Source organism: Natrononativus sp. DTA114 (assembly GCF_059736515.1).
Genome location: NZ_JCASSN010000003.1, coordinates 494,634 through 508,549 on the forward strand (window position 1 = coordinate 494,634; position 13,916 = coordinate 508,549).

The 13,916-nt window shown below is 65.7% G+C and carries 14 protein-coding genes; 10 read left to right on the plus strand and 4 right to left on the minus strand.

Going from position 1 to position 13,916, the window contains the following annotated elements:
* Window positions 1–9: 9 nt before the first annotated feature.
* Window positions 10–1,203, plus strand: coding sequence for an AGE family epimerase/isomerase (locus AC6I6S_RS12570; RefSeq protein WP_497950547.1), 1,194 nt, complete (start codon window positions 10–12; stop codon window positions 1,201–1,203).
* A 100-nt stretch (window positions 1,204–1,303) separates the two neighbouring features.
* On the opposite strand, the gene AC6I6S_RS12575 is transcribed toward AC6I6S_RS12570, so the two are convergent.
* On the minus strand, window positions 1,304–4,396 hold the full coding sequence (locus AC6I6S_RS12575) for a bacterio-opsin activator domain-containing protein (protein ID WP_497950548.1): 3,093 nt from the start codon (window positions 4,394–4,396) through the stop codon (window positions 1,304–1,306).
* Window positions 4,397–4,601: 205 nt separating this feature from the next.
* Between AC6I6S_RS12575 and AC6I6S_RS12580 the strand changes: the two genes are divergently transcribed.
* Window positions 4,602–4,928: a DUF7344 domain-containing protein gene (locus AC6I6S_RS12580; RefSeq protein ID WP_497950550.1), complete on the plus strand. Its 327-nt coding sequence runs from the start codon at window positions 4,602–4,604 to the stop codon at window positions 4,926–4,928.
* 179 nt (window positions 4,929–5,107) lie between these two features.
* Here the strand turns inward: AC6I6S_RS12580 and AC6I6S_RS12585 are convergent, their stop codons facing one another.
* Window positions 5,108–6,052: an NAD(P)/FAD-dependent oxidoreductase gene (locus tag AC6I6S_RS12585; protein ID WP_497950551.1), complete on the minus strand. Its 945-nt coding sequence runs from the start codon at window positions 6,050–6,052 to the stop codon at window positions 5,108–5,110.
* Between AC6I6S_RS12585 and AC6I6S_RS12590 the strand changes: the two genes are divergently transcribed.
* Both AC6I6S_RS12590 and trkA read left to right on the plus strand, forming a co-directional pair.
* On the plus strand, window positions 5,954–6,535 hold the full coding sequence (locus tag AC6I6S_RS12590) for an SRPBCC family protein (RefSeq protein WP_497950552.1): 582 nt from the start codon (window positions 5,954–5,956) through the stop codon (window positions 6,533–6,535). The two genes, AC6I6S_RS12585 and AC6I6S_RS12590, sit on opposite strands and share 99 nt — an antisense overlap.
* Window positions 6,536–6,638: 103 nt before the next feature.
* Window positions 6,639–7,976 carry a Trk system potassium transporter TrkA gene (gene trkA, locus AC6I6S_RS12595; protein WP_497950554.1) on the plus strand — a complete coding sequence of 446 codons (1,338 nt, stop codon included), beginning with the start codon at window positions 6,639–6,641 and terminating at the stop codon, window positions 7,974–7,976.
* Window positions 7,977–8,008: 32 nt separating this feature from the next.
* On the opposite strand, the gene AC6I6S_RS12600 is transcribed toward trkA, so the two are convergent.
* Window positions 8,009–8,671, minus strand: coding sequence for a plastocyanin/azurin family copper-binding protein (locus AC6I6S_RS12600; RefSeq protein ID WP_497950555.1), 663 nt, complete (start codon window positions 8,669–8,671; stop codon window positions 8,009–8,011).
* A gap of 91 nt (window positions 8,672–8,762) precedes the next feature.
* On the opposite strand from AC6I6S_RS12600, the gene AC6I6S_RS12605 reads away from it, so the two are divergent.
* From AC6I6S_RS12605 to AC6I6S_RS12630, 6 genes are all read left to right on the plus strand, one after another.
* A complete protein-coding gene (locus AC6I6S_RS12605) occupies window positions 8,763–9,188 on the plus strand; it encodes a DUF5791 family protein (protein ID WP_497950556.1) in 426 nt (141 codons plus the stop codon).
* 71 nt (window positions 9,189–9,259) lie between these two features.
* Window positions 9,260–9,439: a hypothetical protein gene (locus AC6I6S_RS12610; protein ID WP_497950558.1), complete on the plus strand. Its 180-nt coding sequence runs from the start codon at window positions 9,260–9,262 to the stop codon at window positions 9,437–9,439.
* A gap of 63 nt (window positions 9,440–9,502) precedes the next feature.
* Window positions 9,503–10,399, plus strand: coding sequence for an SDR family oxidoreductase (locus tag AC6I6S_RS12615; RefSeq protein ID WP_497950560.1), 897 nt, complete (start codon window positions 9,503–9,505; stop codon window positions 10,397–10,399).
* An 86-nt stretch (window positions 10,400–10,485) separates the two neighbouring features.
* Window positions 10,486–11,673, plus strand: a complete 1,188-nt coding sequence (locus tag AC6I6S_RS12620) for a DHH family phosphoesterase (protein WP_497950562.1) — start codon at window positions 10,486–10,488, stop codon at window positions 11,671–11,673.
* Between the two features lie 80 nt (window positions 11,674–11,753).
* Complete coding sequence (locus AC6I6S_RS12625) at window positions 11,754–12,209, plus strand: hypothetical protein (protein WP_497950563.1); 456 nt, start codon at window positions 11,754–11,756, stop codon at window positions 12,207–12,209.
* 304 nt (window positions 12,210–12,513) lie between these two features.
* Window positions 12,514–13,599, plus strand: coding sequence for an aldo/keto reductase (locus AC6I6S_RS12630; RefSeq protein WP_497950564.1), 1,086 nt, complete (start codon window positions 12,514–12,516; stop codon window positions 13,597–13,599).
* A 27-nt stretch (window positions 13,600–13,626) separates the two neighbouring features.
* On the opposite strand, the gene AC6I6S_RS12635 is transcribed toward AC6I6S_RS12630, so the two are convergent.
* Window positions 13,627–13,797, minus strand: a complete 171-nt coding sequence (locus AC6I6S_RS12635; RefSeq protein ID WP_497950566.1) for an HVO_0758 family zinc finger protein — start codon at window positions 13,795–13,797, stop codon at window positions 13,627–13,629.
* Between the last annotated feature and the right edge of the window lie 119 nt (window positions 13,798–13,916).

A 13,916-nucleotide genomic window follows, 5' to 3' on the forward strand; every position in this document is an offset into this window, starting at 1 on the left:
ATGCAACCCATGAGCATCTACCGCACCGAACGGGGCCTGCGCCACCAGCTCCGGGACGTCCTGAACTTCTACTATCCCGATTGTATCGACACCTCGATTGGGGGATACGCCGCCCAAATTGACGAGCAGGAGGGATACGTCTACGACCCGCGCTCGAGACACCTCGTCGCGACCGCCCGCGGCGTCCACAACTTCGCCCTCGGCGTGCTCGCCGACGGCCCCGGCTGGTGTCGCGCTGCCGCCGAACACGGGCTGAGCTTCCTCGAGGCCGCCCACTGGGACCCCGAGGAAGAGGGGTACGACTGGCTGCTCGAGGGCCGCGAGACGGTCGACGCGACCCGGTTCGCCTACGGCCACGCGTTCGTCGTCCTCGCTGGCGCCCGCGCATACCAGGCGGAGATTCCGGGCGGCCTCGAGACGCTCGAGCGAGCCGTTGGTGTGCTCGAAGACCGCTTCTGGGAGCCCGGGTACGACCGCTTCGCCGATCAGGCGACGGCCGACTGGGAAACCCTCGACCCCTACCGCGGCCAGAACGCGAACATGCACGCCTGCGAGGCGTACATCGCGGCCTACGAGGCGACGGGACGAGAGCGCTACCTCGAGCGTGCCCTCGCCGTCGCCGACGCCGTCGTCCGGGAGGGCGCGGCGGCCACGGACGGCCTCCTCTGGGAGCACTTCACGGAGGAGTGGGAGCCCGCCCTCGAGTACAACCGCGAGGAGCCCGACCACCGATTTCGCCCGTGGGGCTACCAGCCGGGCCACCACGCCGAGTGGGCGAAGCTGTTGCTGTTGCTGGCGGCACACCGCTCCGAAGAGTGGCTCGAGAGCCGGGCCCGCGACCTGTTCGACGCCGCGGTCGACCTCGGCTGGGACGACGACCACGGCGGGCTCTGCTATACCGTCGAGGCGAGCGGCGAGCCGGTCGTCGCCGACAAGTACGGCTGGGTCCACGCGGAGGCGATCGGCGCGAGCGCGCTGCTCGCGGCTCGAGACCCGGCGTACGGCGAGTGGTACGACCGCCTCTGGGAGTACGCGACGGCACACCTGATCAACCCGCGTTACGGCAACTGGTACGAGAAGGTGGCTCGAGACGGCTCCCGGGACGGGCCGAACCGGGGCGTCGAGGTCGAACCGGGCTATCACCCGATTTCTAACTGCTGGGTGGCGATGGAGGCGATTTCGGCGGGCGCGTTTTCGTCTTGAAGGCCGTCGACGGCTGTCTCAGCGTTCTCGAGGGTTCCACGACGTCGTGGGTCGCCTCCGCGGGGACTTCGCCGACGTCCGTCGGATCACCCGACGGAATTCAGTCGGGCCCCTGATCGTCCAGCGCTGCCCGGAGGAGCTTACGCTGGGCGCTCCGGAGGTGCTGGTGGTACGTCGCTGCGGAAATGCCGAGTGAGTCAGCCACTTCCTCGCCGGTGGTGTCTCGAGGCCACGCGAAGTAGCCAGCGTAGTAGGCTGCCTCGAGCGCCGTCCGCTGGCGGTCCGTGAGTCGCTCGAAGAAGGCGCTTTGCAGTCCCGCCGCGGACTCTCGATCGCGGTCTACCTGTCGCTGGCTAACGAGTTCGATCCCCGGATACGCCTCCGTAATCGAATCGACGATCCGGCGAACGTTCGTGCTCGGCGGAAGGTGGAGCCGCATGTAGTAGTCGCCGTCCTCGATCCGCGCCTCGTCGATAGAGCCACCGTACGCGACGATGGTCGAAAACATCGGCGGATCGACCAGCCGCAGTTCGAAGTGGATCGCGTCGCCGTCGGATCGGAGGGCGTGTACCGACTCCCAGTGAGGGACGTTCTCGGAGTTGACCAGCGTTTCGATCGCCGCCATCGCACCCCTCGTCGCGGTACCGTACTCGAGGAACACGCCGTCGCCGGCCGGGACCGCCCGGTCGTGCGTGATCGTCCCGTCGACGGCCTCGAGACCGTGTATCGCTCCGAAGAAGTCCCCGATCGTGAACTCGAGTTCGAGGACTTCGTCGCTCATCAGGGCGCGCTGGCGCTCGATGGCAGCGATCGCGTGACCGATGATCTCGCCGAGTTGACCGATCACCGACCGCTCGTCGTCGGTGAACGCGCTCGGTCGATCCGCGTAGACGGTCAACACGCCGTAGAGCGTGTCCTCGTGAGCGATCGGTATCGCCGCGGCCGCCTCGAGACGGTGCTCGCGGACGTGATCGGACAGGGAACCGCGACTGGCCTCGAGATCCCGAGTGACCTGCATCTCGCGCTGCAAGATCGCCTGCCCTTCCGGGTTTCGGCTCCGCCCGTCGTTCGGGTCTACCGGGATCGTACCATCAGCCAGGCAGCCGTCGACCCCCGCTTCAGTCCGCAGGTTCACGGTCTGGGCCTGTGCGTCCACGTCGCCGATCCACGCGACCGCGTACGAGTCGGACGCGGCGAGACGTTCACACACCGTTTCCTCGATCTCTTCGCGCGAGGACTGCTCGATGACCGCGTCCGTGATGTCGCGAACGACCTCGTTGAGGCTGTTCAGCGCCTCGAGCTGGTTGCGGTGTCGCTCGAGTTCCTTCTCGGCTCGTTTCCGCTCCGTGATGTCGACGAGCGCCCCGGGGAACGTCACGGGATTCCCGTCGTCGTCGCACTTGACGTAGCCGCGGGCCACCACCCATCGGATGTCGTCGTCGGCGTTCCGGACGCGGTACTCTTCCCTGAACTCTCCGCCAGCGGCTACGGCCTCCTCGACGCTGCGTTCGACTCGCTCGCGGTCGTCCCCGTGGATAGCGGAGGAGAACCGATCGAGCGGAACGCCGAGCCGGGCCGCCTCCGGGTCCACCCCGAACATTCGGGCGAACGAGGCGCCCGCGACGAACCGGTCCTCGGGGATGTGCCACTCCCAGGTGCCGACGGCGCCGGCCTCGGTCGCGGCCTCGAGTTGTGACTTGGTCTCCCAGAGGAGTTTTTCGCGCTCTTTCCGCCCGGTGACGTCCTGTGATATTGCCGTGGCGGCGAAGACGTCGCCGTCGTCGTCACGCACGGGGACGAAGTGAAACTGGTAGACCCTGTCGTCTATCGTGTCCTCGAACTCCGAGGGTTCGCCGTCGAGCGCGGCCTCGTAGCCTGGGGCGACGACGTCTTCGATCTCCGGCGGCAGGACGTCGCGAACGGGTTCGCCCTCGATTTCCGCTCTCAGCACGTCCGTATCGCCTTCCAGCCTGCCACCGAAAGAAACGTACCGACACTCCTCGTCGACGAGAGCGACCGCTCCGTTGGGGAAGTTATCGATGAGCGTCTGGTACTGCCGTCGGCTCTCTTCGAGGTCGCGCTCGCGGTCTTTTCGCTCCGTGACGTCTCGGACGGTTCCGACCGCGCGGACTGGGTCGCCCGCGTCGTCGAAGTGGAACTCGCCGTGGGCCTCGATCCACCGCTGGACGTCGTCGGTGCGAACGATTCGACACTCGAAGGCCCAGCGGCCCGTCTCGAACGCGTCCTCGAAACTCCGTTCGACGCGGTCTCGATCGTCCGGGTGGACGTGCTCGAGGAACCGCTCGAAACCCCAGTCGTCGATCCGCTCCTCGTAGCCGAAGATTCGGTCGTGTTGGGGCGATCGGACGGGCGACGCGTTGGTCCGCAGATCGAGTTCCCAGGCGCCGATGTCGCCGGCTTCCAGCGCGAGGCGTAGCCGCTCCTCGCTCTCGCGTAACTCCCCCTCGACACGCACCTGTTCGGTGGTTTCGATCGCAGTGGTACGGACGCCGACGACCGATCCGGCCTCGTCGCGCACGGGAACCGCGGAGATATCGAAGTACGCCTCTTTCGGCCGGTCGCGGTGTGCGAGCGTAACCGACACGGTATCGAAGCAGACCGCCTCGCCCGCGAGCACCTCCTCTACGGGGGAGCCTCCGCCGTCGGCCGACAGCCAGACCTCGTGAAAGGGCCGTCCGAGCGCCCCGGTGTTCTCGCCCAGGAGCCGGTCGTAGGCGTCGTTGTAGATGCAGGTGAGATCGGAACCCCACGCCAGAACGGTCGGAAACTCGCTGGAGACGACCATGTCGACCGCCGTTCGCAAGCTCTGTGGCCAGTCCGCCATCGGACCGAGAGGCGTCTCCGACCAGTCCATCTCGCGAACGCGAGCCCCCATCTCCCCACCGGACGGGAACTCGAGCGGCGGATCGTCTGCGGGGGCGGTTCTCGGGCCGTCTCCGCGGCTCCCGTTCCGGTGGCGATCACGCGGTGTTCGCCACCAGATTCGGGCGCTGGCGCCGGCTTTCTTGGTCTCGAGTTCGCCGTGATCGACGAGGCGTTCTAAGCGTTCGTAGGTGCTTCGCCGACCGAGATCGAGTCGATCCGCCGCTTCGGTCGTCGTCAGAGGGACGTCGGACCCGTCGAACAGGGTGAGGGTTTCACGAAGAGCATCCGTGAGAGAGCCCGAGGACATAGGGTGTCCAGCATCCCACCGCTCTTTAACCCTCCGGGAGCGGAGGCTCGTCGCGGACCGCACCTCGCTGGGGCCGGACCGAACCTGCGTCCGTCCTCACCGTGAACCCTCGCCGCGGCGGATTCGCACCAATCGATTTAGGGACGGCGGCTATCAGCGCGTTGCCCGTACGTGACGTATCCTCTCATCGGAGGAGCCAAGACATATGTCCCACTCATCGAGTAACTCTCCGCACGATCGATCTGAAACAGTTGTATTCGCCGAGTCGGAGTTTCACCGACTCCTCGCCTCGAAGCGTCGTCGAATTCTGCTCGAGGTTCTCGACGAGCGCCCTCCCCCCATCGACCTCGATACGCTGGCGCTGGCGGTCGCGGAGCGCGAAAGCGACACCGAGAGCGAACGGCCGCCGGACGTCGACCGGGTGGCAATCACGCTCCACCACCAGCATCTGCCCGCGCTGAGCGACGGCGGAGTCCTCGAGTACCGGCCAGCAGCCGCCCGCGTCGACTCGTTCGACGGCATGGTCCGGTAGCCGCCCGCCGCGAAGCGCCTGTCGTCTCCGTCGTCGTAGAGCACGGGAAGAGGCCGTCTCCCGATAGCGCCAGAGTACGGCGTCGCCTTCTCGCGAATACGTACGGGTATCAGTCGAGAGGGTGGGCGGCTGTCGGTACGCGGGACGTGTCACGGATCGGCAGCCCGTGCCGGCAGCCGTTACCGCTCGACGCTCGGATGCATCGTCGGCTCCTCCTCGAGTGGCTCTCGGAGCCACTCGAGCATCGTCTCGCGCGCTCGCCGGTCCCGCTCTTTGCGCTCGTCGTCGTCGATCTCTTCCGTTGCAGGTGGCACCTCCCGCTCGCGGCCGGTGAAGTAGCCCTCGGGAGTGACCCAGTCGTTGTAGTACGCGGTCTCGGAGTCGTGGATCGCCGCGAGGGCGACTTTCGCACCGTGGCCGGCCGCGACGACGGCCTGGTGGGGTTCGCCCGCCAGCCGCCCCGCCGCGTAGACGCCGTCGACGGCGGTGCGACCGGCCTCGTCGACGCTGACGAAGTGTTTGCTCCCGCGCTGAACGCGGCCGACGTCGAGGGGAACGAGATACTCGCTGTCGGCCCAGGAGGCGGCGATCACGCGGCGGGCCTCGAGCGGATCACCGCCCTCCGTCTGGGCGACGAACCCCGCCTCGAGGTCCTCCTCGTCTCTCGGCTCCACTGCGGTCACGCGCCCCAGTTCGAACTCCGCACCCGCGGTCGTCGCCTGCTCGCGGACCAGTTGCAGGTAGAGGCGGGCGTCGATCCCGTCGGGGAAGCCGGGGTAGTTCTCGAGGCTGGCGTTGCGCGCGAGGATCGATTCGCCCCCGTCGACGACGAGGGTGTCGAGGCCCGCGCGGGCGGTGAAGATCGCAGCGGCGAGGCCGGAGACGCCGCCGCCGACGATGAGTACGTCTCGCATGGGCGTTCGTTGACGGGGACGGATATAGAAGGCTGCCGACTCGCAGTCCCCGACCGCACCGGGGGCTGTCGGAACGGTAATCCTTACTGTGGATCCGCCCCTATCGGGGGTGTGGACCGAATCCTCGTCAGTACGGTCGTCTACCGCGAACCCGAGGCGGTGTTCCCGTACCTCGAGTCGTTTCCCGACTACCCCCGCTACAGCGAGCACCTGAAGGCGGTTCGGCGGGTCGATTCCGGGGCCAGAGACGCGGCTACCGGAGCCGACGGCGCCGTTAGCGAGCAGACCGACGGTGGCACGAGCGGCCCGGTCTACGACCTCCGGGTCGCCTGGTGGAAGCTCTCCTACACCGCCCGGTCGGAGGTCACGGCCATCACCGCGCCGACCTCCCTCGAGTGGCGGCTGATCAAGGACCTCGACGCCCGCGGGGAGTGGCGCGTCGAGCCGGAGCCGGAGTCGGCCCCCGAGGGCGAAGAAACCGCCAGTCGGGTCTACTTCGACGCCGTCTACGACCCACACTCCGCCGACACGGACGCGATCTCGCTGCCGCGGTTCGTCTCGATGGGGTGGGTGATCCGGAAGATCCAGCCGAAGCTGCTCGAGGAAGCCGAGCGGGTGGTTACCCGCCTGGTCGAAGACGTCGAGGGACGCTCGCGGCCCGTCGATCTCACGCTTCACGAGACGCCCTCGTAGGACGGCTCGCAGACGCCCTCGTAAGACTCTCGCGGTGAGTCCGATAGCAACTCACTTACTGCCCGCTCGAGAACGCTTACAGTATGTCGCGGGTGAATCCGCCGTGCGCGTAATAATCATCGGTGCGGGAGAGGTGGGATCGAGCATCGCCGAGAGTCTCGAAACCGATCACGACGTGGTCGTCATCGACCGCGATCACGAGCGCGTCGAATCGATCACCTACTCGCTCGACGTCCTCGCGCTCGAGGGCGACGGCACGGACCTCGAGGTGCTCGAGGAGGCCGGCCTCGAGCAGGCGGAGTTGGTGATCGCGAGCACGGACCGCGACGAGACGAACATCGTCGCCTGTGGCACCGCGAAAACCGTCGACGATCCGTTCACGATCGCGCGAGTGAAACGCCCGACGCTGTTGCGGACCTGGGAGCGCTCCGAGGAGGCGTTCGGCGTAGACTTCATGGTATGTACCGACCTGCACACGGCCGAGACGATCGTCCGGATCGCCGGGCTTCCCGGCGCACACGACGTCGAGACGTTCGCGAACGGACTCGTCCACATGGCGGAGTTCGACGTTAGTCCCGACAGCCCGATCGCCGGCGAGACGGTGTCGGAGGCCGACCGTTTCGAGTCACTGACGTTCGCCGCGATCATCCGCAACGGAGACGTCGTGATCCCGGCTGGAGAGACCGTGATCGAGCCACACGACAACGTCGTCGTCATCGGCTCGTCCGCCAGCGTTCGTGGCTTCGCGAGCGATCTCACCCCCGCGCCGACGCTCGAGGACGCGAACGAGATCGTGATCGTCGGCGGCAGCGAGATCGGATTCCAGGCGGCCCGCCTGTTCGAAGCCGAGGGGCTCTCCCCGCGGCTGGTCGAACGCGATCACGACCGGGCGCGGGAGATCGCGGAACGGCTACCCGACACGCTCGTTTTGGAGAGCGACGCGACCGACATCGACTTCCTCGTGCGCGAGCACGTCGACGAGTCCGATATCGTCATCGCCGCCCTCGACAGCGACGAGAAGAACCTGCTCATCTCGCTGCTCGCAAAACGCATCGGCGTCGAGCGCACCGTCGGCGTCGTCGAGTACGGCGAGTACGTCGACCTCTTCGAAACCGTCGGCGTCGACGTCGCGGTCAACCCGCGCGTGGTCACCGCCGAGGAGATCACCCGCTTCACCCGCGAGGAGCAGACGGAGAACGTCGCGATCCTCGAGTCCGACCGTGCGGAGGTCCTCGAGATCGAGATCGCTGGCGACAGTGTGCTCCGGGACAGCCGGATTCGAGACGTGGTGGCCGACTTACCCGACGGGGTCGTCATCGGCGCGATCACCCGCGACGGGGAGTTGATCACCCCCCGCGGAGAGACGGTGATCCACCGCGGCGACCACGTCGTGATCTTTCTCGATACCGAGGTGCTCGACGCGGTTTCGAAACTGCTCTGAGAGGATAGCGAACACCGCAACTGGGTGTGACGTTACTGCGATTCGCCGCCGTAGCGCATGAAGAAGTAGACGAGCGACAGCGTCGACACCATGCCGGCGACGGTCGCGATCACCAGCGTCCAGGCGGCGTCGGGGACGAGTTCTGCGGGACCTGCTGCGGCGCCGGCACCGCCGTCCGGGTCGACGATGACCGAACCGACCATCCCGACACCGACGTGGGGTTCGCAGACGTACTCGTACTCACCCTCGACGTCGAAAGTAAACTCGTACTCGCCGTCGGAGATCAGATCGGTGTGGCCGTCCCAGTCCGCTTCATCGGGCTGGCTGCCCGGCGCGATGTTGTGGTCGCGTTCGCCGACCCACTCCCAGACGACTGTCGTTCCGGGTTCGACGATCAGTTCTTCGGGCTCGAAGTAGTCGTCGCCGACCTCGACGTGTTCGGTGCCGCCACCATCGCCGTTTTCACCCTCGTCGCCGTTTTCTTCCTCCCCGTTCTCCTCGTCACCGTTCTCCGCTTCTTCCCCGTTCTCCTCGTCGCCGTTCTCCGCTTCCTCGCCGTTTTCTTCCTCCCCGTTCTCGTCGTCGCCCTCCTGTGCGAGCGCCGTCGCGCTCATTCCCGCTGCTGCGGCAGCGCTGGCGGTGCCGGCGAGAAACACCCGTCGCGAAAGTGGATCATCGTCCTCGAGTGGGTTCATAGTCGGGTTTGGGAACGACCGGTACTGAAATCTTCGGTTCCGATTCCGGCCGATGGTAACGCCTTTGAGCGCCTCTCCCCTCGCCTCGAGTATGTTCTACGAGCAGCGGATGACCGCGCCGGACTCCCCGGCGGCGCTGCGCCGGGAGTACGACGGGGAGTTGACCGAAATCGTCGAGTCACGCGGCATTGAGGAAACCGCCGCGGCGACGGGGATCGACGCCGACACCCTCGCGGCGCTCGCGGACGGCGACTCACCTGAGTTGACCCTCGAGGAGGCCGCCGAGATCCAGGCGCTCGAGGCGGGCGAACCCGAGCCCGACACGATCGTCGAGATCGCCTGCGAGCACCTGCTGCTGGGCATGACGACGGCGATTCTCGACGTCGACTCGCTGGCGAGCAACCTCGAGATCGATCTCGACTCGAAGGAGGTCCAGCAGAAGATCGAACGCCGCTCGCCGATGTCGTTCGACGAGTTCGTCCACATTCAGTACGTCATCGCCGAGGGCTCGCGCTGAGCCCGGAGTCGATAGCGGCCCCAAAGCCGGCGTATCAGTAGCTATTTCATGCGGCTGTGGGGAGGTGTTGTATGGACGTCTCGGAGCTTCCCTGGGGGTCGTTTGTCGTGCAGACGCTCGTGATGTTCGGCGTACTGCTCGGATTTCAGTACGTCGTTCGCGGCGAGTTCACGCTGTCGGTCGCGATCGTCGCCGCCGTCGGCTTCTTCCTCGCGCTGGCCGCGAGCTACTGGTACAAACACGAGAACTGATTCTCCTGTCGCGGCCGCCCGCCAGTGAAACACTGTTATGAGGGCTCGAGCCCGAGGTCGCGTATGCGCGTTGTAATTCTCGGCTGTGGCTACGTCGGCCTCGAACTCGGCCGCCAGCTGGCCGAAACCGGCCACGACGTAGTTGGCGTTCGGCGCTCGAGCGACGGCGTCGCGGCGATCGAAGCCCAGGGCTTCGAGGGCGTTCGAGCCGACGTCACCGAGGCGGCCGACCTCGAGACCGTTCCTGACGCCGAGGCGGTCGTCTTCGCGGCGAGCAGCGGCGGTCGTGGCGCCGACACAGCCCGCGAGGTGTACGTCGACGGCCTGGAGACGGCCATCGACGCCTTCGGGAGCCGCGAGTCGCCGCCCGACCGCTTCGTCTACACCTCCTCGACGGGCGTCCACGGCGATCACGGCGGCAACTGGGTCGACGAGGAGACGCCGGTAGAGCCGACGACCGACAAAACTGCGGTGCTCGCGGAAGCCGAGCGCATCGCCCTCGAGCGCCCGTCCGAGTACGGCTTTTCCGGCACGGTCGCCCGCTATGCCGGGCTGTACGGCCCCGACCGCTACCGCCTCGAACGCTACCTCGAGGGGCCGGTCACCGAGGGCTATCTGAACATGGTCCACCGCGACGACGCGGCGGGCGCTGTGGCGTTCCTGCTCGAGAACGATCTCGGCCGCGGGGAGGTCGTCCAGGTGGTCGACGACGAACCGGTTTCGAAGTGGGCGTTCGCGGACTGGCTCGCCGCCGAGTGCGGAGTCGAATCGCCGCCGAAACGAACGAAAGCGGAACGTCTCGAGGACGACGATCTGTCGGAGGCGACACGGCGGCGGATTCTGACGAGCAAGCGGTGTTCGAACGCGAAGCTCCGCGGACTGGGCTACGAGTTCGCGTATCCGACCTACCGAGAGGGGTATCGAGCGGCGATCGAGGCGTTTCGCGACGAGTCGCACTGAAACGGCTAGAAGTCGAGGAACGATTCTCTCGAGTTACAGTACGTGCGAGGGGAACCTTCATAGGTATTCGATTTGAGTGTGGGGGTATGGGCAATCGGGGCACACGGGTGATCAGTGTTCGCCTCGACGACGTGGCAGCGATTGAAGGGGGGATAGACGCGGTTCGGGGAACGGACCCGATCGTTCTCTCGCTGATCGTCGTGAGTCTGGCCGCAATCGTCGTCGGTAGCTGGTGGGCCGTCCGCTGGATTCGACGGCCGCCGGGGGTCAGACTACAGAACCTGCTGTCGAAACAGGACGACGTGGCGGTGTTGATGCACCCGAACCCCGATCCGGACGCGATGGCGTGTGCGATGGGTGTCGCAGCGATCGCACAGTCAGTCGAGACCGACGTCACGCTCCAGTATCCGGGCGAGATCCGCCACCAGGAGAACCGGGCGTTCCGCACGGTGCTCGGTCTCGAGTTCGAGCAGATCGAGTCGGCGTCCGAACTGGCGACGGACGCGGTCGTCCTCGTCGATCACAACACTGCACGGGGGTTCACCGGTGCACAGATGATCGAGCCACTCGTCGTCGTCGACCACCACCCCGGAAACGGGAGCGGAACGGCGTTCACCGACGTTAGAACGGAGTACGGCGCTGCGTCGACGATCGTCACGGAGTACCTCGCAGAGATCGACGCCGTCGTCGACCCCGAGGAACCGACCGACTCGATCGCCGTTTCGCCGGAGCTTGCGACCGGACTCGTCTACGGCATCCAGTCCGATACCAACCACCTGACCAAGGGGTGTTCTGCCGCCGAATTCGAGGCCTGTAGCTACCTGTTTCCGGGCATCGACGAGGACCTGCTCGACCGAATCGCGAACCCGCAGGTGAGCGACGACGTCCTACGGACGAAGGCCAGAGCGATCACCGAAAAGCGAATCGAGGGCCCCTTCGCGATCTGTGACGTCGGCGAGATCGGCAACGTCGACGCGATTCCGCAGGCGGCGGACGAACTGATGCAACTCGAGGGCGTCACCGCCGTCGTCGTCTACGGGAAACACGACGGCACGCTCCACCTATCGGGGCGCTCCCGCGACGACCGGGTTCACATGGGCGAAACCCTTCGCCACGCCGTCAGCGACATTCCGATGGCGAACGCCGGCGGCCACGCTCGAATGGGCGGCGGCCAGCTTTCCGTCGAACACATGAACGGGATCGGCCCCTCCGAGGGGGTCAGCACCGACGAGTTCGAGGAGCGCGTCTTTTCGGCGCTGGCGGGCGAGCGGTAGGAGCGCGTCTCTAGAGAACGCGTTGCATCACCTTCTGCCAAAATAAAAAACATATATGGTATGCGTCTTGACATTATCGTATGACCGGACTACCAATTTCCCGCCGTCACGTACTCGCTGTAACCAGTGCGTCAGTGATAGGAGGGTGTTCGAGTCGAAATAATACAGGAAATGATGCTGGTATACGGTTGGGTAGCGTTCGTATCAAAAATAGAACTGATACTGAGTACTCTATCGATGTTCGAATCGAACGAAATACTTCCGGGGTATTTCACCAGTCGAAAACGGTTGCAGGGAACAGTGAAATATGGATTGATCCAGCCTGGTCATCAGAGCCTGCGGAATACGATATTTATCACACTATCTCTGAGAGAGGGAAAATAAACCACAATATATTGAGAGAAGGCCATGGAGATGATAGTGAGGGGGAGTGTGCATTTGCTGATCTCCAGATAATCGGGCCAGACGGGTCAACATTCAGTATGCTTATTCCGGGAAACGTGGAGGAGCACGATGAAGCGGTGTGTGAAGCATAACTGACCCATCCAATACCGACACTCAGTTTACATAACCAGTAAGCCCGAAGAGCCTTGTTGACATCGCGTCGCTCGGAGACGTGGAACGAGACTCGGCAGTCGGACTGCGAGAGGACCGTCAGCGCCAGCGACACCGGGCGTTGCGTGAGGTGGCTCGTCTCGAGGCCGTGACCACCCGCCGAACTGCATTCGGTTGACGCGGCTGTCGAAGGCATTGTCGTTGCTGACCTGATGGCTTCGCCACGAGAGACGACCGCCGAGTTCGGCAGTCGGACTTTTGTTTCCGACCCGCCAACCCTCGAGCATGGCAACCGGCCCCGCAACCTGGGAGTACCGCGACGCCCACCACGAGAAGTTCGGCAAGACGTACTTCCGACGCTACGGCGACGGCCTCGTCTCGAGCATCGGCCTCGGTACCTACCTCGGCGAGCCGACCGACGCAGCCGACGAGGCCTACGAGGAGGCGATCCTGACGGCCCTCGAGTCGGGCTGTAACGTGCTCGACACGGCGATCAACTACCGCTGTCAGCGCAGCGAGCGCGTCGTCGGGCGGGCGCTCGAAGAAACCGACGTCGACCGCGACGCCGTTCTCGTGGCGACGAAAGGCGGCTTCGTCCCGTTCGACGGCGAGCGCCCCGATAATCCGGGGGAGTTCGTGAAGGAGGAGTACGTCGATACCGGGCTCGTTTCCCGCGAAGACCTGGTGGCGGGCAGCCACTGCATCGCGCCCGACTACATCGAGGACCAACTGGACCGGTCGCTCGACAACCTCGAGACCGAGATCGATCTCTACTACGTCCACAACCCCGAGACACAGCTCCGCGAGCACTCCGCAGAGCGGGTGTACGATCAGCTCGAGGCGACGTTTACGCGACTCGAGGAGCGCGCTGCGGCGGGCGACATCGGCCACTACGGGGTCGCCACCTGGGAGGCGTTTCGCGTATCGTCGGAACACCCGTCGTATCTCTCGTTACCCGAGGTCGTCGAGCGGGCCAGGGCGGCGAGCCGGGCGGCCGACACCGGTGGCACACACTTCCGGGCGATTCAGCTGCCGTTCAACGTCGTGATGGCCGACGCGTTCACCGTCGCGGCCCACGAGGGAGCTGACGGACCGACGAGCGCGCTCTGGTTCGCCGCCGACGCCGGGCTGAACGTCTTCACGAGCGCGAGCATCGCCCAGGGGGACCTCGCCGACGAGTTGCCCGAGGCGGTCGCGGCGCGACTCGAGGGCGATTCAGTGGTCCAGCGGGCGATCAACTTCGCCCGCTCGGCACCCGGCGTAACGTCGTCGCTGGTGGGGATGCGCGGACGCGCTCACGTCGAGGAGAACGTCGGGGCGGGAGCGTTCGACCCGCTCGGGGCGGAGGCGTTCGACGCCGTGTTCGAGTAATCGAACCCCTACGACCCGCGAGAGCGGCTACCGGAGCTCCTTCCACTCCGACTCGCAGTCGGGACAGGTTCGGATCGTCGTGATCGTGTCGGGATCGTTTTTCGTTTTCAGGGGTTTGTCACAGTCGCCGCAGGTGACCCGCTCGTAGGTGTCTTTGTCGAGTTCGCCGTCTCGGAGTGCCTTTCGGACAGATTTCATGTTCGCCCATTACGAAGGTAGGGGAGAAAAAGACCGGGGCTCGCGGGCGTGTCTCCGGGCAGACAGGTGCTCGAGGCGGGGCTGCCGGAGTCGTGGCCGTTTTCACCCTGCGGTCGAAG